The following is a 16,254-nucleotide window of genomic DNA, read 5'->3' as shown; positions in this document are numbered from 1 at the left end:
TAGGGTTTCCGAGTAGGTTTGTCGCCTCAAAGGCAATGCGAACTGTCTGGTTCGAGCGAGGCATTTGATTGCTTTGATCAAGTACTTTGATGACAATGGCAAGCATGTCGACCGAAACAATCTCTCCCGCATCGGCTCCCGCTTCGACTTCCTCCCTCGGTCACGAGGCAGCGGCGGTGAAGGCAATCCGCCAATTCAATCGCTTCTACACGCGTCGCATCGGCGTGCTCGACCCGTATCTGGACAGCGATCTTTCGTTGACCGACGTGCGCGTTCTCTACGAGTTGGCGCATCGCCAAACACCTGTGGCCAGCGAAATCGGAAAAGACCTGCATCTGGATGGCGGCTATCTCAGCCGCATCCTGCGCCGCTTCGAGGCACAGGGCTGGCTCACGCGCGAGCCCCACGCGCGGGATGCTCGGCAAAGCCTTCTGCGGCTGACCGAGGCGGGCTACCAGGCGTTCGCGCCGCTGCAGCAGAAGTCCCGCGACGAAGCTGCCGCCCTGCTCGCACCGCTGGCCGCATCGGAGCGGCACAAGCTGATCGACGCGATGAGCACGGTCCAGGCGCTGCTCGATCCCGGCGCCGAGCCTCGTCCGCAACGCACGGTCGTGCTGCGCGACCCCGGTCCTGGCGACATCGGCTGGGTCGTCCAGCAGCACGGGGAAATCTACGCGCGCGAATACGGATGGAACAGCGATTTCGAAGCCCTCGTCGCCGAGATTGCCGGCCAGTTCCTGCGCAAGTTCCAGCCAGGCTGGGAACGCTGCTGGATCGCCGAACTGGATGGCGAGCGGGTGGGCGCCGTCTTTCTCGTTCGCAAATCGGCCGCGACCGCGCAGCTTCGCATGCTGATCCTGAGCCCCAAGGCGCGGGGCATGGGCCTTGGAGCCCGCCTGACGGACGAATGCATCGCCTTCGCGCGCAACAAGGGCTACAAGAAGATGGTTCTCTGGACCAACAGTTGCCTGACCGCCGCGCGCCGCATCTACGCAGCGCGCGGCTTCAAGCTCGTCAAGTCGGAGCCTTACGAAGGTTTCGGCCAGAAGCTTGTGGGCGAAACCTGGGAGCTCAAGCTGACTACTGCATGAACCAGCCGTGGCTCACGACCAGCGACTGGCCAGTGAGCGCGTTGGTTGGAAAAGCCGCAAACATCAGCGCGACGCGGGCGACGTCGTCGGTGGTGGTGAACTCGCCGTCCACCGTGTCCTTGAGCATCACGTTCTTCACGACTTGCTCTTCGGTGATGCCCAGCGTCTTTGCCTGCTCGGGGATCTGCTTTTCGACCAGCGGCGTGCGCACGAAGCCCGGGCAGATCACATTGGCGCGCACGCCGTGCTTGGCGCCTTCCTTGGCCACGGTCTTCGCCAGCCCGATGAGGCCGTGCTTGGCCGTGACATAGGGCGCCTTGAGCAGCGACGCCTCCTTCGAATGCACCGAACCCATGTAGATCACGCTGCCGCCACGGCCCTGCGCGTACATGTGCTTGAGGCAAGCCTTGGTGGTGAGAAAGGCGCCGTCGAGATGGATCGCCAGCATCTTCTTCCAGTCCGCGAAAGTGAATTCCTCCACCGGGTGGACGATCTGGATGCCCGCGTTGCTGATCAGGATGTCGATGCCGCCGAAAGCCTTCGCGGCCTCTTCGACGGACGCGTTGACCTGGTCTTCATTGGTGACGTCGACGCCAACGCCAATGGCTTGCGCGCCGGTCGCCTTGAGTTCGGCGGCGGTCGCATCGGCGGCTTCCTTGTTGAGGTCGGCAATGACGATCTTTGCGCCTTCCTGGGCGAACACGATGGCGATTTCCTTGCCGATACCGCTGGCAGAACCAGTGATGAAAGCGACCTTGTCCTTGAGCTGCATGAAGTTTCCTTTGCTTGAAGGGAGGGATGAGTGAGAGGAGAGTGCAATCTGCGTGCCGCGACTTAAGGCAAACCTGATGGCGCGGCTATTGGCCAGCCGGAATCGTCGGCAGCTTCATCGGGCGGCGGACACGCCGAGCATTGGGGTCGGTCAGGTCGAAGGTGGTGACGCCATTGGTCTGAGACGCGCTCTGCAGCCATTCGGGGTGATCGAGCGTGTTGCGGATGTCGCGAAGACCCGCCTCCCAGTGCTCGTCGACTGACGCGCGCGAAAACTCGTAGTCCTTCGATTCGAGTTCATAGGGCTTGTCGCGGTAGATCAGGTGCACGATCTCGATGGGCTTGTGCGAGAGCTGGGCGCTGACCGAAGCCACGCTCGGGTCATTGCGCAGCGCCGGCGGCAGCTTCTTGATCAGGTCCGCGATGGCCTGCTGCAGGTTCAAGTTCGACGCCAGCGCGTCGGTGTTCATGCGGGTGCGGCTCGAATAGGTGATGTCCTTCTGTCGCTCCAGCGTTTCGGCGATGGTGCCCGGCATGGCGCCACGCGAGCAGAACAAGTCCACTTGCAGCACCAGCAGCGGCTCGCTGCGCGGATGGGTGTCCAGCACGTATTGCAGGGGCGTGTTGGAGACGATGCCGCCGTCCCAGTAGTCTTCGCCGTCGATGTGCACCGGCGCAAAGCCCGGAGGCAGCGCGCCGCTGGCCATGATGTGCTCCGGCCCGATCCGCTGCACTGTGTTGTCGAAGTAGATTGAATTGCCGGTGCGCACATTCACCGCGCCGACACTGAAGCGCACGGAGGGATGATTGATGCGGTCGAAATCCACCAGCCGCTCCAGGGTGGCCTTCAGCGGTGCGGTGTCGTAGTAGCTCGGCACCGGTGCGGCCAGCCCCAGAAGCAGCGCGGGCGTGCGGCGCGGCTCGAAGAAGCCGGGCACTCCGCACAGTGCCGTGGTGGCCGCGCTCCACTGGTTGAACGCGGACCGGTCGAAACACCATGCAGGCACGCGCTGCGCAGGGCCCGAAGAGACCAGGTTCCAGAACTCGCGCAGGCGCTGCACCCGCATCTCCGGGGCGTTGCCGGCGATCAGGGCGGCATTGACGGCGCCGATCGATACGCCGGCGACCCAGTCGAGCGCCCGATGTCGTTCGAAGACGCCGGCATACACGCCGGCTTGATAGGCGCCCAGCGCACCGCCTCCCTGCAGCACCAGCGCCTTCTTGACGCTGGCGATGTCGACTCGGGGAACGGTGGTGTGGGCGGTTGAAAGCGTCGTTTTCCGGGGGTCTCGCATCGCGCCATTGGACACCATGCGAGTGACGGCCGCCGGCTACATCTTCGGCAGCATCTGTCCGCGGATCTCCCCGCCCGGGTTTGCCGCGGTGTGCACGTTGGCATACCACCTCCCCGCCATGAGATCGGCTGCCTGCGCCGGTGTCAGGGTCGCTTGTCCCTCGATGGGGCTGGCCGTCGACGAGAAAGGCAGCACCACGGGCGCATTGGTGCCCGACGCAGCCGGTCCATGGAAGTGCGCCGCGGTGGCCGGACCGCTCAAGCCGTCGTACGTGATCTTGTACTTGAGGACGTTCGTCTCCTTGTTCAGCGACGCTTCAGCCAAGCCGCTGCCGCGCGTCATGTTCGGCGGCACTTCGCTGGCCGCATTCATCGCGCCGCTGAAGCTGGCGGTGTTGGACTTGGACATCATTCCGCAGCCTGCAAGGGCCGCGGTCGCCACGCCGGCCACGAGGGCCATGCGCAAGTTGGTGCCATATCGGTTCATGGAATCTCCAGCAGTTCGTGAATTCCCCAGCATAGGCAGCCTCGGGGTCGGACGCTGTCGGCCACCAACCCGTTTTGCGGATGGCAGTGGCATCATTTCCACACATGAACACCCTGCCCTCCTCACGAGAAGTCGTCGATTTCTGGACGCAAGCGGGCCCTGAACGCTGGTTCGCCAAGGACGAGGCCTTCGATGCCCAATTCAAATCGCGCTTCGAAGCGGCGCACGATGCCGCGGCGACCGGCGCGCTAGACGCGTGGGCCGCCCACGCCGAGGGCGCACTGGCGTTGCTGGTGCTGCTCGACCAGTTCCCGCGAAACGCCTGGCGCGACAGCGCACGCATGTATGCGACCGACGCCAAGGCGCTGGCGGTCGCATCGGCCGCCGTCGACGCCGGACTGGACCGCCAGGTTGACCCGGCGCTCCGGCGCTTCTTCTATCTGCCGTTCATGCACGCCGAATCACTGGCCCAGCAGGAGCGATCGGTCGCCCTCAACGCCGAACTCGACGCCGATACACGGCGTTTTGCGGCGCATCATCGCGAGATCATCGCGCGCTTCGGGCGCTTTCCGCATCGCAATGCGGTCTTGAAGCGAGACTCCACGCCTGAGGAACGCAAGTTCCTCGATGCCGGGGGCTTCAAGGGTTAGGCTTGAACGCGGCCGGCTGATCGGGACGCGTTGGTGAAGCCTGTGCACCCGGGCGAGGCGAGTGCTTCAACGATCCGTATTCATGGGCATACACCCAGGTGAACTCGACACCCAACAAGAAGATTTGCGCCGAGTAGTAGACCCACACCAGCACCACCACCAGCGACCCGGCCGCGCCGTAGCCCGAGGCGATGCCGGTCTTGCCGATGTAAAGGCCGATCAAGTATTTGCCGACCGTGAACAGCACCGCCGTCACCGCGGCGCCGATCCACACGTCGCGCCATTGCACCCTCACGCGCGGCATGATCTTGAAGATCATCGCGAACCCGACGGTCACGATCACGAAGCCCAGTACCGAATTGACCTCCTGAGCGATCACGGCCCAGCCTCCAAAGAAGGGGGCCCACCATTCGCCGAGCGCCGCCAGCGCCGCATTGACGATCAAGGACACCATCAGCAGGAAGCCGATGCCCATGATCATGCTGAATGAGAGCAGCCTCGCGCGCAACAAATCGATGATGCCGTTGTTGGTCAGTCGCGCGGGCGCTCGCCAGATGCGGTCGAAGGCATCCTGAAGCTCGCCGAACACCGTCGTCGCGCCCACGACCAGCAGCGCCAGGCCGACCACGGTCGCGACGATGCCCTGTCTTGGCTTGTTGAGGGCTTCAAGCATTCCCTGCACGGCGCGCGCGCCGTCTGCGCCCATGAGGCCGGAGATCTGCTCGAAGATTTCGCCGCGTGCCTCGTCGCGCCCGAACACCAGGCCAACGACAGAGATCACGATCAGGATCAGCGGCGCCACGGAGAACACCGTGTAGTAGGCCAACGCCGCACCCATGCTCGGAGCGTAGTCGGCGCGCCACGAGGCGAAGGTTTGCTTGCAGAGATCCAATAGCGCGCGGACGGCATTCATGCGCGGAGTTTCGCAGCATGCCGCGGCTTCGCAAGTCGGACGGCGTGCTGTGCGCGCCATGCAGCGGCCTACGATAATCGGCCGCAATGCATCCGCCCCTTCACAGCGCGGCGTCGGACACCGACCGACCGCGTCCCAAGTCTCCCCGAGATCTGTTCCTTTCATTCACCTGGCTGGCGCTCCAGGGATTCGGCGGTGTGCTGGCCGTGGTCCAGCGAGAGGTCGTCGAAAAGAAGCAATGGCTGACGCCTGACGAGTTCCTCGAAGACTGGGCGGTCGCGCAGGTCCTGCCGGGCCCGAACGTCATCAATCTCGCGCTCATGATCGGCGACCGCGCCTTCGGACTGCGTGGCGCGATGGCGGCGCTGGCCGGCATGCTGGCCGTGCCGCTTTGCGTGATCCTCGTGCTCGCGGTGCTCTATGCCCAATACGCCGGCAACCCACTGGTGGCCGGCGCGCTGCGCGGCATGGGGGCAGTGGCCGGCGGGCTGATCGCGGCAACGGGCATCAAGCTGATCCCGCCGCTTCGCAGGCACCCGCTGGGCTTCACCGCATGCCTCGTCATCGTCGCGCTGGTGTTCTCCGCCATCGCGCTGGGCCGGGTTCCGCTCGGATGGGTGTTGCTGGTCGTGGGCGGCACCGCCTGCGTCTGCACGTGGCGAAGGATCGCGCCATGACGGTCGTGATGAACTGGCACGACTGGCTGTCGCTCTTCGGTCAATACCTCCTGCTTTCGCTGCTGTCGATCAGCGGTGCCATCACCACCGTGCCCGACATGCACCGTTATCTCGTCGGCCAGCACGGCCTCCTGACCGATGCACAGTTCACTTCGTCGATCGCCATCGCCCAGGCGGCGCCGGGACCCAACGTGCTGTTCGTGGCGCTCATGGGCTGGAACGTGGGCCTCAATGCGGGCGGCGGCATCGGCGCGGGACCGCAGGCCTGGCTGCTCGGCTTGCTCGGATTGGCGGTGACGATGATCGGCATCATGCTGCCCAGCACCACGCTCACCTACTTCGCCACGCGCTGGGGCCATCGCAATCGCCAAAGGCGCGAAGTGCGTGCTTTCAAGCAAGGCATGGCGCCGGTGGTGGTGGGCCTGCTGATCGCCACCGGCTGGGTGCTGGCAACAGGTAACCACACCGGCAGCGCGCCTGCATGGCATCTGTGGCTGCTCACGGCCGCAGCGGCCTTTATCGTATGGCGCACGCGCTTCCATTTGCTGTGGCTGCTCGGTGCCGGTGCCATCCTCGGCGCCGTCGGCTTCGTCTGACCCTCCGACCTTACGGAAAACATCCATGCAACTTCGACCCCTCGGCCGTTCCGGCCTGCAAGTCTCGCCCCTGGCCTTCGGCGGCAACGTCTTCGGCTGGACCGTCGATGAAACCCTGTCGTTCCGCCTGCTCGATGCATGGCTGGACGCCGGCTTCAACTTCATCGACACCGCCGACGTCTATTCAAGCTGGGTGCCCGGCCACAGCGGCGGCGAATCCGAAACCATCATCGGCAAGTGGCTGCGGCAGACCGGCAAGCGCAACCGGGTGGTGCTGGCGACCAAGGTCGGCAAGCCGATGGGCGAAGGCAAGAAGGGGTTGGCTCCCGCTTACATCAAGGAAGCCGTCGACGCTTCGCTCAAGCGCCTGAAGACCGATCACATCGACCTGTACCAGTCGCATGACGATGATCCTGAAACACCGCTGTCCGACACGGCCGAGGCTTTTGCCGCACTCATCAAGGCAGGAAAGGTGCGAGCGATTGGCGCATCGAACTTCACCGCCCCCCGGCTGGCCGAGGCGCTGGACGTGGCCGAAAAGCAGGGGCTGCCGCGCTATGAGAGCCTTCAGCCGCTCTATAACCTGTATGACCGCGCCGTCTTCGAGAAAGATCTGGAGCCGCTGTGCGTCGAGCGCGGCGTCGGCGTGATCAACTTCTACGCGCTTGCGGCCGGCTTTCTCACGGGCAAATACCGCAGTGAGGCCGATGCGGCGAAGAGCGCACGCGGTGGCAACACGACCAAAAAGTACCTGAATCCGCGCGGCCTGCGCATTCTGGATGCGCTCGACAAGGCAGCCAAGGCCACCGGCGCAACCCAGGGGCAGGTGGCGATCGCATGGCAAATTGCCCGACCCTCGATCACCGCACCCATCGCGAGTGCCACTTCGGTCAAGCAGCTGGACGAACTGACCGCCGCTGCCAACCTCCAGCTGCCGCCGGAAATCATCGCCGCGCTCGACGCAGCCAGCGCGGAAGCTTGAGGATGAGTTCGACCGATCCGCTCGCCCCGCCCTCTCTCGAATACTTCGCTGACCTGCAAGTCGAAGTCGGCGTGCCGCAAGTGCTGAGCACCGGGCCGCGCGGCATGCGGCGGCTGGTGCCGATCACGGGGGGCACGGCTAAGGGCAATGGCTGGACGGCGCGGGTGTTGCCGGGCGGCACGGATTTCCAGCTGATCGTGAGCGACACGTTGTCCGAACTCGATGCGCGCTACGGCCTCGAGACAGACGCCGGTGACTTGATCTACGTGCAGAACCACGCCGTGCGCGCCGCGCCGGCCAAGGTCATGGCCAAGCTCCTGCGCGGCGAGCCGGTCGATCCGGCGCAGATCTACTTCCGCTGCAGCCCGCGCATGGAGACCGCCTCGCCCGCGCTGAAATGGATCGGCGAACGCATGTTCGTCGGCGTCGGCGTGCGGCACCCGGCCCAGGTGGTGATGCGCTTCTTCACGCTCGTGTAGGGCGTGGGCCGACACCCGTTCGGGTGCTCGTCGCCACTCTTGAATTCGCTTTCGGCGCTCCTAATTTCGTCTCGGAAGCGCCGGAGGCGTCTCCGGCGCTCTATTCAACCGAATGGAGGTATTCGCCATGTATCGATCCTTGTTCCCGCGCGACATCTTCGCCGAGATGGATCGCCTGCAACGCGAAATGCAGCAGGCTTTCGATCTGTCTCCCACCATCCGCGGCATCGGCCGCAGCGGCTTTCCGGCCCTCAACGTGGGCGGCACGCCCCAATCGGTCGAAATCTATGCCTTTGCACCCGGCATCGATCCGTCCACGCTTGAAGTCAATCTCGACCGCGGCCTGTTGACCATCGCCGGCAAGCGCGAGAGCCGACTGCCCGACAACGAGCAATCGAGCGTGCACATCAACGAGCGCTTCGCAGGCAGCTTCCGCCGCGTGCTGACCCTGACGGACGATGCCGATCCCGACGCCGTGGACGCGAAGTACACCGACGGCATGCTGCACATCTCCATCAAGCGCCGCGCCTCCGCGCAGCCGCGACGCATCGCCATCCAGTGACAGAAGGAGCTACGACCATGAACGACATCGACACCGTGAAGTCCGATTCCGGCAAGGCCATGGCCCGCAAGGACGAAGCGAACTATGCCGACGCGGCGCTCACGCCGCCCGTGGACGTGATCGAGGATGCGAGCGGCATCACGCTCTACGCCGACTTGCCGGGCGTTTCGAGAGACAAGCTGCACCTGCAAGTGGAGGCCGACACGCTCACCATCGATGCCGAATCGGCGCTGACCGTGCCCGAGGGCTTGCAGTCGCACCACACGGAAGTCGGCCTCGGCCGCTTTCACCGCCGCTTCACGCTGAGCAAGGAGCTGGACACGCAGAAGGTCACCGCGGAACTGGCGCAAGGCGTGCTGACGCTGCGCATTCCGAAGGCGGAGCATGCACAACCGCGACGCATCGACGTGAAAGTCGCCTGAGCCGCCTGAACGCCTGTAGACGTTGGAAAAGCGCGCGGGTCGAGAGTCCTGCGCGCTTTTTTTCTTCTACTCACGCAGTCCGGCGAGCAGGCGCTGATAGTCGGCATTGCTGCGCAGCAATTCACGTCCGGTCTGGATCAAGCGCGCCACCTGTTCCTTGTCCAGCACGAAGCTGGTCGGGATCTCATTCAGGAAACGGCGCAGTTGCACGTTCGGCACGTCTTCGAAGCTCAGCGGGATGAAATACGAACTCACCGGTCGCTGGGGCGTCGAGAGATCGCGCGTCCATTCAATCAGGCTTTGCCGCGTCTGCTCGAGGGTCGCCACGTTGTAGCGATGCAATTGCACGTTGGTCACGGCGTTCATCGTCTGCTCGAAGGTCGGCGCCCGGCTGGTCTCTCCGATGCCACCGACGGCATCGGCCGCAGCATTGACGGAAATGATGGCGAGGCGTCGCGGCGTTGCCATGCCTTGCGACTGGATGTACTTCTCCGCACCGCCTGCCAGGTCCACCGCCGCCAGCAACGCGCGCAGACCCAGGTTGTCGGTGATGCCGCCGTCCACCAGTTGCGCGTATTTGTGGGCCACCTTATTCCGGTAGGAGAGGTCGTCGTGTACGACCATGGTCAGGTAGTCGCTATCCCGATCCCGTGCCTGCGCGGCCGCCAACCACGGGGGGATTCCCGGGGCACAGCCGCTGTAGTTCTCCAGCACCACGGGCCCGAACAGCACAGGCACGGCACTGGACGCAGCAACCGCGCGCGCCAGCGGAAACTTCGTCAGGTCCGAACACATCAGGTCGAAATATTCCTGGACAAAGGAAAAGCGGCCACCCGAACTCAGGTCGGAACTGTTGATGAGGATCATCGGGCCGTCACCCTTGATCAGGTCGCCGAAGGTTGCGTTGCCGAAAAGCGTCTGTTGGTAGTAGGTCACCGCCATTTCGGTGCGGCCTTGATTGCTGAACCAGCGGGCGGGATCCATGAACCCGCGCACCAGTGCGCCCTCGACGTCGCTGCGCAGAAACCGATCTTCATAGTCCGCGAAGATGCGATTGCCATAGAGGCCGTAGTAGGCCGACGTAAAGCTGCCGCCCGAAACCGAACTGATGACGGTGATGGCGTCCAGCAGGCTCTGGTCCTTGCCGTTCATCCGCACTCGCGTGTCGCGCAGTTCCTGCAAGACGCCATAGGACAACGCCGCGGCGCGCGTGCCGCCGCCCGAGAAGGCAACGGCCAGCATCAATTCGGAGGAGTGAAGGCGCGGATTCTTGGCGAATCCACTCAAGGCATAGACGGGGCTCGGGTCGGCCGGATTGAGCGGCACGTTCTGGACCACACCATAGGTCGTACAGGCGCCGAGGGCCAGCAGCATGACCATTGCCATGCCCATCTCAAGGGACGGCAGCAATGCTCGCCGAAAGCAACCTTGCAATGGGACCATCATCGTGCTCGCTGACCGCAGTGGTAGAGCCCGCGATTCTCAAAGAAAAGTGGCAGGCTTGCCATCCCGAAAAAAGGGCAAAATATTTTGGCCGAGTTTCCTTCTTGCTCAAGGAGCCACATGAAGAGACCAGTTCTTGCGATCCTGCTCTGTGCCACATCTTTCGGCGCCTTGGCGTTCGATGACTTCGAAGGCACCTACGCGAGCGGACCCGTCAGCATCGAATGGCGTGCGGGCGGGCGCCTGGGGAACGAATTCGTGTCGAGCCTCTGTCCGGACAAGAAATTCAGGCCCCGTACTCACGCCAGTCACTCGAAAAAGGGCAAGGACAAGGGCAAGGACTACACCATCGAATCCGACTTCCAGTTCACGAAGCTCGAAGTGACCGGAGCCAGCAAATGCCTGCCGAAGGGCACCTACCAGCGCGTCGGGCCATGAGAGAGTCCCATGCGCACCGCTTTTCTCGCTGTCCTTGCCGCGACGACCATTGCCGCAGGATGCGGTGGAAGCAACACCGCGTCAGACGTTGATTCGCCAGGCGCCAAAGAGGCCGCCAAGACCAAGGCGCTGGAGGCAGGCGCCGCCGCCATGCAGGACAGGCCGCCGATCGAAGCGATCAACACCTACCTAGACGGATTTCACTTCTACAACGGAAATCCGCAGGGCCAGATGGAGGCCCATCACTACTGCACGATCCTCAATGATGAGTTGATCCAGTGCGTAATCTATGACGGCAACGTCAAGGACGCAAAGATCATGGGGGTCGAATACATCATCAGCGAGCGGCTTTTCAAGACCCTCCCGGCTGAGGAAAAGTCCCTTTGGCACAGCCACGTCCATGACGTGAAGTCAGGCCAGCTCATCGCTCCCGGGATTCCGCAGGCTGCGGAGCACGAACTGATGAAGAAGATCATCAGCACCTACGGCAAGACCTGGCATACCTGGCACACGGACCGCCACAAGGAACTGCCGCTTGGTGTGCCGCAGCTCATGATGGGATTCACTGCCGACGGGCAGACGAACGCTGACATGGTCGCGGGGCGTGACAAGCGTTTCGGCATCGACAGCGCGGAGAAGAAGAAAGACCGTGAATCGATCGGTGCGCCCGAGATTGCCGAAGGCGCCGACGCCTGGCAGCAGGGCAAGGTCATGCAAATTGCCGATCCGACGGGCCAGGAGCACGCCAGTCCTGAAGGTGCGCAGAACAATCCGGGTGCGACCGTCAGCCGGCCCGCCAAATAGCTGGCGTTGCCGGATCAGGCATCGAAGCGGTAGAAGGCTTGTGGGTTGTGGACCAACAGGCGCTCTCGCAATGCCTTTTCAGGCGCGATCTGCGACAGCGCGTCGACCAGCACGCCGTCGTCCGGCACATGATCGTGCAGCGGATGCGGCCAGTCGGTGCCCCAGAAGCAGCGATCCGGAAAGTCATGCACGAGCGCGCGGGCGATGGCGATGCCGTCGGTGTAGCCGAGTTCGCGCGAAATGCGCGAAATGCGGTCGATGCCGCTGACCTTGACGCGGAACAGCGGGTTCTTCATCAGCGTGTGGAGCGCAACGAAGTCGGCGTGCGCCGTTCCCGCAGAGGCATCGACGCGCGCCATGTGGTCAACCACGACGGGAACTGCACTTTCCGCAAGCGGCGCCTCCAACGCATGAATTAGCCCGCGATCGAAATGCACCTGCAGGTGCATACCCAGAGGCGCCAGCCGATGAGTGAAATCAACGACACGCCGGGCATCGAAATCGTCCTGCGAATCCTTGGTGAAATTGAAGCGCACGCCCCTGAAGCCCGCATCGGCAAGCCGCGAAAGCTCTTCATCGTCCACATCGAGCGGCAGCAGGGCCACGCCCAGGTAGCGTCCGCCGCCCGCCGCGATCGCGTCTTCGACCACGCGGTTGTCATGGCCGTGGCACAGCGACTGCACGATGACGCAGCGATCGACGCCGAGGCGGCGATGCAATGCGAACAGCGTCTCCTTGGGCGCATCGGCCGGCGTGAAGCTGCGGCGCGCCGCAAACGGGAAGCGCGCTGCCGGGCCGAACACGTGCACATGCGCGTCACAAGCGCCAGGCGGCAGGCGCAGCTTCGGCGTGGAAGGCTCGGGGTTGTACGTGAGCGTCGGCTGCACGGATTGCTGGGAGAAAAGCGTCAGACGAGCCGCTGGCGCATGGCCTCGTAGAGACACACGCCGCTTGCGACCGACACATTGAGGCTCTCGACCGCGCCCGCCATCGGAATGCTGACCAGCTCGTCGCAGGTCTTGCGCGTGAGCTGTCGCATGCCCTCGCCTTCGGCGCCCAGCACCATCGCGAGCGGACGCTTCAAGTCGCACTGGTAGAGCGTGCCGGGGGCATCGTCGCTCGTGCCTACGCACCAGATGTTGCGTTCCTTGAGTTCGCCCAGGGTTCGCGCAAGATTGGTCACCATGAAGTACGGCACCGTCTCGGCCGCACCGCTCGCAACCTTGGCGACGGTGGCGTTGATGCCGGCTGCATGGTCCTTCGGAGCAATCACCGCGTGGGCGCCCGCGCCGTCTGCAACGCGCAGGCAGGCACCCAGGTTATGGGGGTCGGTCACGCCGTCGAGCACCAGCAGCAGCGGCATGGTGCCGGCGGCTTCGAGGCCTTCGAGCAGTTCGTCCAGCGAATGCGTCTGGGCGACCGGCTCCACGCGCGCGGCCACGCCCTGGTGGCCGTGGCTGCCGGCCAGCTTTGAAAGGCGCAGACCGTCAGCCTCGATCAGCCGCACGCCGGCTTCCTGCGCGCGCGCGATGAACTGCCGCATTCGCGCGTCGCGCCGGCTTGCATCGAAGAGCACCTCGATCACCGACTTGGGTGCGGTCTTGATGCGCACGCCCACGGCATGAAAGCCGAAGATCACTTTGGGAGAAGACATCGGGCGATTATCGAGCCGCCAACGACGTGCGCTCGGGCGCGTGTCCGTCGAGCGCCACGCGGCCTGCCTCGATGGTGATTCGCCGTTCGCAACGATCGGCGATGCTGCGGTCATGCGTGACGAGCACCAGCGTCGTGCCGAGTTCGCGATTGAGATCGAACATCAGCTTCATGACTTGCTCGCCCGTCGCAAAGTCGAGGCTCCCCGTGGGCTCGTCGGCCAGCAGCAATGCCGGCTGCACGACAAACGCACGGGCGAGCGCCACGCGCTGCTGTTCGCCGCCGGACAGCACCTTGGGGTAGTGGCCCAGCCGCTGGCCGAGACCGACCCTGCCGAGCATTTCGGTCGCGGCCCTGCGGGCGTCCTTGCGGTCGGCGAGTTCGAGTGGCAGCATCACGTTCTCGAGCGCGCTCAGGTTGCCGAGCAGCTGGAAACTCTGGAACACGAACCCGACCTTCTGGGCGCGCAGGGCCGCACGATCGTCTTCGTCGATGGCGAAAAGATCCTCCCCGGCCAGCTTCACGGTGCCACGGGTGGGCGTGTCCAGGCCCGCGACGATCGACAGCAGCGTGCTCTTGCCCGAACCCGACGCGCCGACGATGGCGGCAGTCTCCTTCGCGCCCAGCGTGAAATCGATGTCCTGCAGAATGTCCAGCGTTCCGGTTGAATCGGTGACTGACTTGTAGACATGTTCGACCGCAACAATTGCTTCGGGTGGACCATCGGTTCGGATTGAGGACATTGAAAGGATTTCGCGAAGTGAATCGACGTCACTTTATCTTGAGCGGCACGCTGGCCGGCACTGCGGGGGCATCCCTGTCGCTCGAAGCGCTGGCCGCGACGGGCAAACAACCCGTGATCCTGGTGGTCGGCGACTCGCTTTCTGCGGAATACGGACTCAAGCGTGGCGATGGCTGGGTGCCGCTGATGGAGAAGCGCCTGGCCGAGCAGAAGATTCCCGCCACGGTGATCAACGCCAGCATCAGCGGCGACACGACCTCGGGCGGCCGCGCCAGGTTGCCGGGGCTGCTCGCTCAGCACCAACCCACGCTCGTGGTGCTGGAACTGGGCGCCAACGATGCGCTGCGGGGGCTGCCGCTCGCAAGCACTGAAGACAACCTGCTGCAGATGACCAAGGCCGCGCAGGCCACCGGCGCGCAGGTGCTGATCGTGGGCATCCAGGTGCCGCCCAACTATGGCAGCGACTACACGCGGCGCTTCGAGGCGATCTTCACGAAGATCGCCAGCGCAACGAAGGCACCCATCGTGCCCTTCCTGCTGAAAGGGGTGGCGGACAGTCCCGACGCGGCCATGCTGTTCCAGGCGGACCGCATTCATCCGACAGCGGTTGCGCAGCCCCGCATGCTCGACAACGTGTGGACGCCCTTGCGGAAGATGCTGCCGAAGTAAACGAAAAAGCAAGAAAGCCGCCGCGGGCGCTTGCCTGCGGCGGCTTTCTGTTGGGTGGTGGCAATCGACTCAGCCGTTCTTGGTGGGTAGTTCGGGAATGGTCGGTGGGTCGCGTTCAAGCGAGGCCACGTCGGTTTCCGGATCGCCCGGGGCCAACCCATCGCTGCTGGGCGAAAGCTTGCGGCTGGCTTTTTCCCTTGCCTTTTCTTCCTTCTTCTTTTTCTTTGCCAGTTCCTTCTGGCGCTTTTCATAGCCATAGTTGGGTGTTGCCACTGCTTCTCCTTCGGGCGAGGCAGTCAGGTTGACTGCGCTTGATCGGACTGTACGCGATATCCGCGCCGGTTCAGAGTGCCCCGAGAGCCTGTTCCAGGTCGGCGCGCAGGTCTTCGACGTCCTCCAGGCCGATGGAGAAGCGCACCAGTGTTCCCTTGTGCGGCCACGGCGCAATCGCGGGGTCGCGCATCAGGCCGATGTCGTACGGCACCACCAGGCTGATGGGGCCTCCCCACGAGTAGCCGAGCCGGAAAAGTGCCAGGCTGTCGCAAAAGCGATCGATCTGTTCCGTGCCGTAGCGTGCATCGAAAACCACCGAAAACAGGCCGGCCGCGAGGTCGGATGCACCGCAGAGGCGCAGCCAATGCTCGTGCCCTGGCGAGCCTTCGAGGGCAGGATGCAGCACCTGCGCGATCTCCGCACGGTCTTGGAACCAGCGGGCCAACTCTCTCGCGCTGCGGTCGTGAGCTGCATAGCGCAATGCAATGCTCGGGAGCGATCGCAGCAGCGTCTCGACGTCGCCGACGCCGATGCCGATGCCCATCCGCATGTGGGTCAGCTTGAGCGCCCTGTGCAGGCGCTCGTCGCGGGTGATCACGCTGCCCATCAGCACGTCGCCGCCACCGCTCGGATACTTGGTGAGCGCATGCACGGAAATGTCGACGCCCTGTCCGCTGCCGTTGAAGGCGAAGGGCGCGAAGGCGAGTCCGGCGCCCCAGGTGTTGTCGAGCGCGACATCGATCCCGCGCGCACGGCAGACGCCGACCAGGGCCGGCAAATCGGGGAATTCCATCGTGACCGAGCCGGCCGCCTCCACCCATACGAGCTTGGTGCGGTTGGACAACTTGGCCGCGAGGTCCGCCGGATTCATCGCGTCGTAGAGCTTGTGGGTGATGCCGAAATTGGCGAGTTCGCCATTCGCGAGCGCCTTGTTCGGGCCGTAGGCGTTGTCCGGGATGAGCACCTCGTCGCCGGTCTTCAGAAGCGCAAAGCACACCAGCGAGATCGCCGCGAGCCCGCTCGGGACCAGCAGGCATTCGGTGCCGCCTTCGAGAGCGGCAAGACGCTCTTCGAGAGTGAAGGTGGTCGGCGTGCCGTGCAGACCGTAGGTGTAGCCGGCCTTGGTCTTCCAGTCGCGCGCGCGCATGGCGGCGACATCGGCAAAGAACACGGTCGACGCCTTGTAGACACCCGCTTGCGGCGCCGCGAAATTTGCGGGCGGGATGTACGGATGGTGGATCAGGTCGGTGATGGGCTTTCGCATCCCGCCATGCTAGTCGACCCTGGGTCAGGCTGCGCACGACCCAA

At 64.2% G+C, this 16,254-nt stretch carries 21 protein-coding genes; 11 read left to right on the top strand and 10 right to left on the bottom strand.

Going from position 1 to position 16,254, the window contains the following annotated elements; translation table 11 throughout:
• Window positions 1-104 precede the first annotated feature (104 nt).
• Window positions 105-1,091, top strand: coding sequence for a bifunctional helix-turn-helix transcriptional regulator/GNAT family N-acetyltransferase (locus AC1DMA_RS13200; protein WP_478144448.1), 987 nt, complete (start codon window positions 105-107; stop codon window positions 1,089-1,091).
• Here AC1DMA_RS13200 and AC1DMA_RS13195 read toward each other — a convergent pair.
• From AC1DMA_RS13195 to AC1DMA_RS13185, 3 genes are all read right to left on the bottom strand, one after another.
• On the bottom strand, window positions 1,081-1,863 hold the full coding sequence (locus tag AC1DMA_RS13195) for a 3-hydroxybutyrate dehydrogenase (RefSeq protein ID WP_478123725.1): 783 nt from the start codon (window positions 1,861-1,863) through the stop codon (window positions 1,081-1,083). The genes AC1DMA_RS13200 and AC1DMA_RS13195 overlap by 11 nt on opposite strands.
• An 85-nt stretch (window positions 1,864-1,948) precedes the next feature.
• Window positions 1,949-3,157 (bottom strand): patatin-like phospholipase family protein, encoded by a 1,209-nt coding sequence (locus AC1DMA_RS13190; protein WP_478123726.1) that lies wholly within the window; start codon window positions 3,155-3,157, stop codon window positions 1,949-1,951.
• A 36-nt stretch (window positions 3,158-3,193) separates the two neighbouring features.
• Window positions 3,194-3,643 carry a CHRD domain-containing protein gene (locus AC1DMA_RS13185; protein WP_478123727.1) on the bottom strand — a complete coding sequence of 150 codons (450 nt, stop codon included), beginning with the start codon at window positions 3,641-3,643 and terminating at the stop codon, window positions 3,194-3,196.
• Window positions 3,644-3,747: 104 nt separating this feature from the next.
• Between AC1DMA_RS13185 and AC1DMA_RS13180 the strand changes: the two genes are divergently transcribed.
• Window positions 3,748-4,293: a DUF924 family protein gene (locus AC1DMA_RS13180; RefSeq protein ID WP_478144447.1), complete on the top strand. Its 546-nt coding sequence runs from the start codon at window positions 3,748-3,750 to the stop codon at window positions 4,291-4,293.
• On the opposite strand, the gene AC1DMA_RS13175 is transcribed toward AC1DMA_RS13180, so the two are convergent.
• Window positions 4,283-5,206: a YihY/virulence factor BrkB family protein gene (locus AC1DMA_RS13175; RefSeq protein WP_478123729.1), complete on the bottom strand. Its 924-nt coding sequence runs from the start codon at window positions 5,204-5,206 to the stop codon at window positions 4,283-4,285. The two genes, AC1DMA_RS13180 and AC1DMA_RS13175, sit on opposite strands and share 11 nt — an antisense overlap.
• 86 nt (window positions 5,207-5,292) lie before the next feature.
• Between AC1DMA_RS13175 and AC1DMA_RS13170 the strand changes: the two genes are divergently transcribed.
• The 6 genes from AC1DMA_RS13170 to AC1DMA_RS13145 all read left to right on the top strand — a co-directional run bounded on the left by AC1DMA_RS13170 (window position 5,293) and on the right by AC1DMA_RS13145 (window position 8,924).
• Window positions 5,293-5,883 carry a chromate transporter gene (locus AC1DMA_RS13170; protein ID WP_478144446.1) on the top strand — a complete coding sequence of 197 codons (591 nt, stop codon included), beginning with the start codon at window positions 5,293-5,295 and terminating at the stop codon, window positions 5,881-5,883.
• The gene (locus tag AC1DMA_RS13165) at window positions 5,880-6,479 is read left to right on the top strand and encodes a chromate transporter (RefSeq protein ID WP_478123731.1); all 600 of its coding nucleotides are present in this window, start codon (window positions 5,880-5,882) and stop codon (window positions 6,477-6,479) included. The genes AC1DMA_RS13170 and AC1DMA_RS13165 overlap by 4 nt, the downstream gene beginning before the upstream one ends.
• Before the next feature lie 25 nt (window positions 6,480-6,504).
• Window positions 6,505-7,461 (top strand): aldo/keto reductase, encoded by a 957-nt coding sequence (locus AC1DMA_RS13160; RefSeq protein WP_478144445.1) that lies wholly within the window; start codon window positions 6,505-6,507, stop codon window positions 7,459-7,461.
• Between the two features lie 2 nt (window positions 7,462-7,463).
• Complete coding sequence (locus tag AC1DMA_RS13155; RefSeq protein WP_478144444.1) at window positions 7,464-7,940, top strand: DUF3237 domain-containing protein; 477 nt, start codon at window positions 7,464-7,466, stop codon at window positions 7,938-7,940.
• A 127-nt stretch (window positions 7,941-8,067) separates the two neighbouring features.
• On the top strand, window positions 8,068-8,502 hold the full coding sequence (locus tag AC1DMA_RS13150; protein ID WP_478123734.1) for an Hsp20/alpha crystallin family protein: 435 nt from the start codon (window positions 8,068-8,070) through the stop codon (window positions 8,500-8,502).
• A gap of 59 nt (window positions 8,503-8,561) precedes the next feature.
• Window positions 8,562-8,924, top strand: coding sequence for an Hsp20/alpha crystallin family protein (locus AC1DMA_RS13145; protein WP_478123988.1), 363 nt, complete (start codon window positions 8,562-8,564; stop codon window positions 8,922-8,924).
• A 66-nt stretch (window positions 8,925-8,990) separates the two neighbouring features.
• On the opposite strand, the gene AC1DMA_RS13140 is transcribed toward AC1DMA_RS13145, so the two are convergent.
• Entirely contained in the window at window positions 8,991-10,310 is a 1,320-nt protein-coding gene (locus AC1DMA_RS13140; RefSeq protein ID WP_478123735.1) for a patatin-like phospholipase family protein, read from the bottom strand.
• A gap of 177 nt (window positions 10,311-10,487) precedes the next feature.
• Here AC1DMA_RS13140 and AC1DMA_RS13135 point away from each other — a divergent pair, with 177 nt between their 5' ends.
• A complete protein-coding gene (locus AC1DMA_RS13135) occupies window positions 10,488-10,805 on the top strand; it encodes a hypothetical protein (protein ID WP_478123736.1) in 318 nt (105 codons plus the stop codon).
• A 9-nt stretch (window positions 10,806-10,814) separates the two neighbouring features.
• Complete coding sequence (locus tag AC1DMA_RS13130; RefSeq protein WP_478144443.1) at window positions 10,815-11,609, top strand: OBAP family protein; 795 nt, start codon at window positions 10,815-10,817, stop codon at window positions 11,607-11,609.
• A gap of 14 nt (window positions 11,610-11,623) precedes the next feature.
• On the opposite strand, the gene AC1DMA_RS13125 is transcribed toward AC1DMA_RS13130, so the two are convergent.
• From AC1DMA_RS13125 to AC1DMA_RS13115, 3 genes are read right to left on the bottom strand one after another with little or no spacing between them, the layout of a single operon-like run.
• Window positions 11,624-12,496: an amidohydrolase family protein gene (locus tag AC1DMA_RS13125; protein ID WP_478123738.1), complete on the bottom strand. Its 873-nt coding sequence runs from the start codon at window positions 12,494-12,496 to the stop codon at window positions 11,624-11,626.
• Between the two features lie 20 nt (window positions 12,497-12,516).
• Window positions 12,517-13,263: a 23S rRNA (guanosine(2251)-2'-O)-methyltransferase RlmB gene (rlmB, locus tag AC1DMA_RS13120; protein ID WP_478144442.1), complete on the bottom strand. Its 747-nt coding sequence runs from the start codon at window positions 13,261-13,263 to the stop codon at window positions 12,517-12,519.
• A 7-nt stretch (window positions 13,264-13,270) separates the two neighbouring features.
• Entirely contained in the window at window positions 13,271-14,005 is a 735-nt protein-coding gene (locus tag AC1DMA_RS13115; RefSeq protein ID WP_478144441.1) for an ABC transporter ATP-binding protein, read from the bottom strand.
• A 17-nt stretch (window positions 14,006-14,022) separates the two neighbouring features.
• On the opposite strand from AC1DMA_RS13115, the gene AC1DMA_RS13110 reads away from it, so the two are divergent.
• On the top strand, window positions 14,023-14,673 hold the full coding sequence (locus tag AC1DMA_RS13110; protein WP_478123741.1) for an arylesterase: 651 nt from the start codon (window positions 14,023-14,025) through the stop codon (window positions 14,671-14,673).
• A 69-nt stretch (window positions 14,674-14,742) separates the two neighbouring features.
• Here the strand turns inward: AC1DMA_RS13110 and AC1DMA_RS13105 are convergent, their stop codons facing one another.
• Both AC1DMA_RS13105 and AC1DMA_RS13100 read right to left on the bottom strand, forming a co-directional pair.
• Window positions 14,743-14,946 (bottom strand): hypothetical protein, encoded by a 204-nt coding sequence (locus AC1DMA_RS13105; RefSeq protein WP_478123742.1) that lies wholly within the window; start codon window positions 14,944-14,946, stop codon window positions 14,743-14,745.
• Between the two features lie 70 nt (window positions 14,947-15,016).
• On the bottom strand, window positions 15,017-16,210 hold the full coding sequence (locus tag AC1DMA_RS13100) for a PLP-dependent transferase (RefSeq protein ID WP_478144440.1): 1,194 nt from the start codon (window positions 16,208-16,210) through the stop codon (window positions 15,017-15,019).
• Between the last annotated feature and the right edge of the window lie 44 nt (window positions 16,211-16,254).

Source organism: Variovorax sp. 05N34 (genome assembly GCF_056397405.1).
This window is presented reverse-complemented; position numbering and strand designations above follow the sequence as displayed.

Coding starts and splice junctions, on each gene's coding strand:
- AC1DMA_RS13200 (WP_478144448.1), top strand. CDS start 105: ATGTCGACCGAAACAATCTCTCCCGCATCGGCTCCCGCTTCGACTTCC.
- AC1DMA_RS13195 (WP_478123725.1), bottom strand. CDS start 1,863: ATGCAGCTCAAGGACAAGGTCGCTTTCATCACTGGTTCTGCCAGCGGT.
- AC1DMA_RS13190 (WP_478123726.1), bottom strand. CDS start 3,157: ATGCGAGACCCCCGGAAAACGACGCTTTCAACCGCCCACACCACCGTT.
- AC1DMA_RS13185 (WP_478123727.1), bottom strand. CDS start 3,643: ATGAACCGATATGGCACCAACTTGCGCATGGCCCTCGTGGCCGGCGTG.
- AC1DMA_RS13180 (WP_478144447.1), top strand. CDS start 3,748: ATGAACACCCTGCCCTCCTCACGAGAAGTCGTCGATTTCTGGACGCAA.
- AC1DMA_RS13175 (WP_478123729.1), bottom strand. CDS start 5,206: ATGAATGCCGTCCGCGCGCTATTGGATCTCTGCAAGCAAACCTTCGCC.
- AC1DMA_RS13170 (WP_478144446.1), top strand. CDS start 5,293: ATGCATCCGCCCCTTCACAGCGCGGCGTCGGACACCGACCGACCGCGT.
- AC1DMA_RS13165 (WP_478123731.1), top strand. CDS start 5,880: ATGACGGTCGTGATGAACTGGCACGACTGGCTGTCGCTCTTCGGTCAA.
- AC1DMA_RS13160 (WP_478144445.1), top strand. CDS start 6,505: ATGCAACTTCGACCCCTCGGCCGTTCCGGCCTGCAAGTCTCGCCCCTG.
- AC1DMA_RS13155 (WP_478144444.1), top strand. CDS start 7,464: ATGAGTTCGACCGATCCGCTCGCCCCGCCCTCTCTCGAATACTTCGCT.
- AC1DMA_RS13150 (WP_478123734.1), top strand. CDS start 8,068: ATGTATCGATCCTTGTTCCCGCGCGACATCTTCGCCGAGATGGATCGC.
- AC1DMA_RS13145 (WP_478123988.1), top strand. CDS start 8,562: ATGGCCCGCAAGGACGAAGCGAACTATGCCGACGCGGCGCTCACGCCG.
- AC1DMA_RS13140 (WP_478123735.1), bottom strand. CDS start 10,310: ATGGCAATGGTCATGCTGCTGGCCCTCGGCGCCTGTACGACCTATGGT.
- AC1DMA_RS13135 (WP_478123736.1), top strand. CDS start 10,488: ATGAAGAGACCAGTTCTTGCGATCCTGCTCTGTGCCACATCTTTCGGC.
- AC1DMA_RS13130 (WP_478144443.1), top strand. CDS start 10,815: ATGCGCACCGCTTTTCTCGCTGTCCTTGCCGCGACGACCATTGCCGCA.
- rlmB (WP_478144442.1), bottom strand. CDS start 13,263: ATGTCTTCTCCCAAAGTGATCTTCGGCTTTCATGCCGTGGGCGTGCGC.
- AC1DMA_RS13115 (WP_478144441.1), bottom strand. CDS start 14,005: ATGTCCTCAATCCGAACCGATGGTCCACCCGAAGCAATTGTTGCGGTC.
- AC1DMA_RS13100 (WP_478144440.1), bottom strand. CDS start 16,210: ATGCGAAAGCCCATCACCGACCTGATCCACCATCCGTACATCCCGCCC.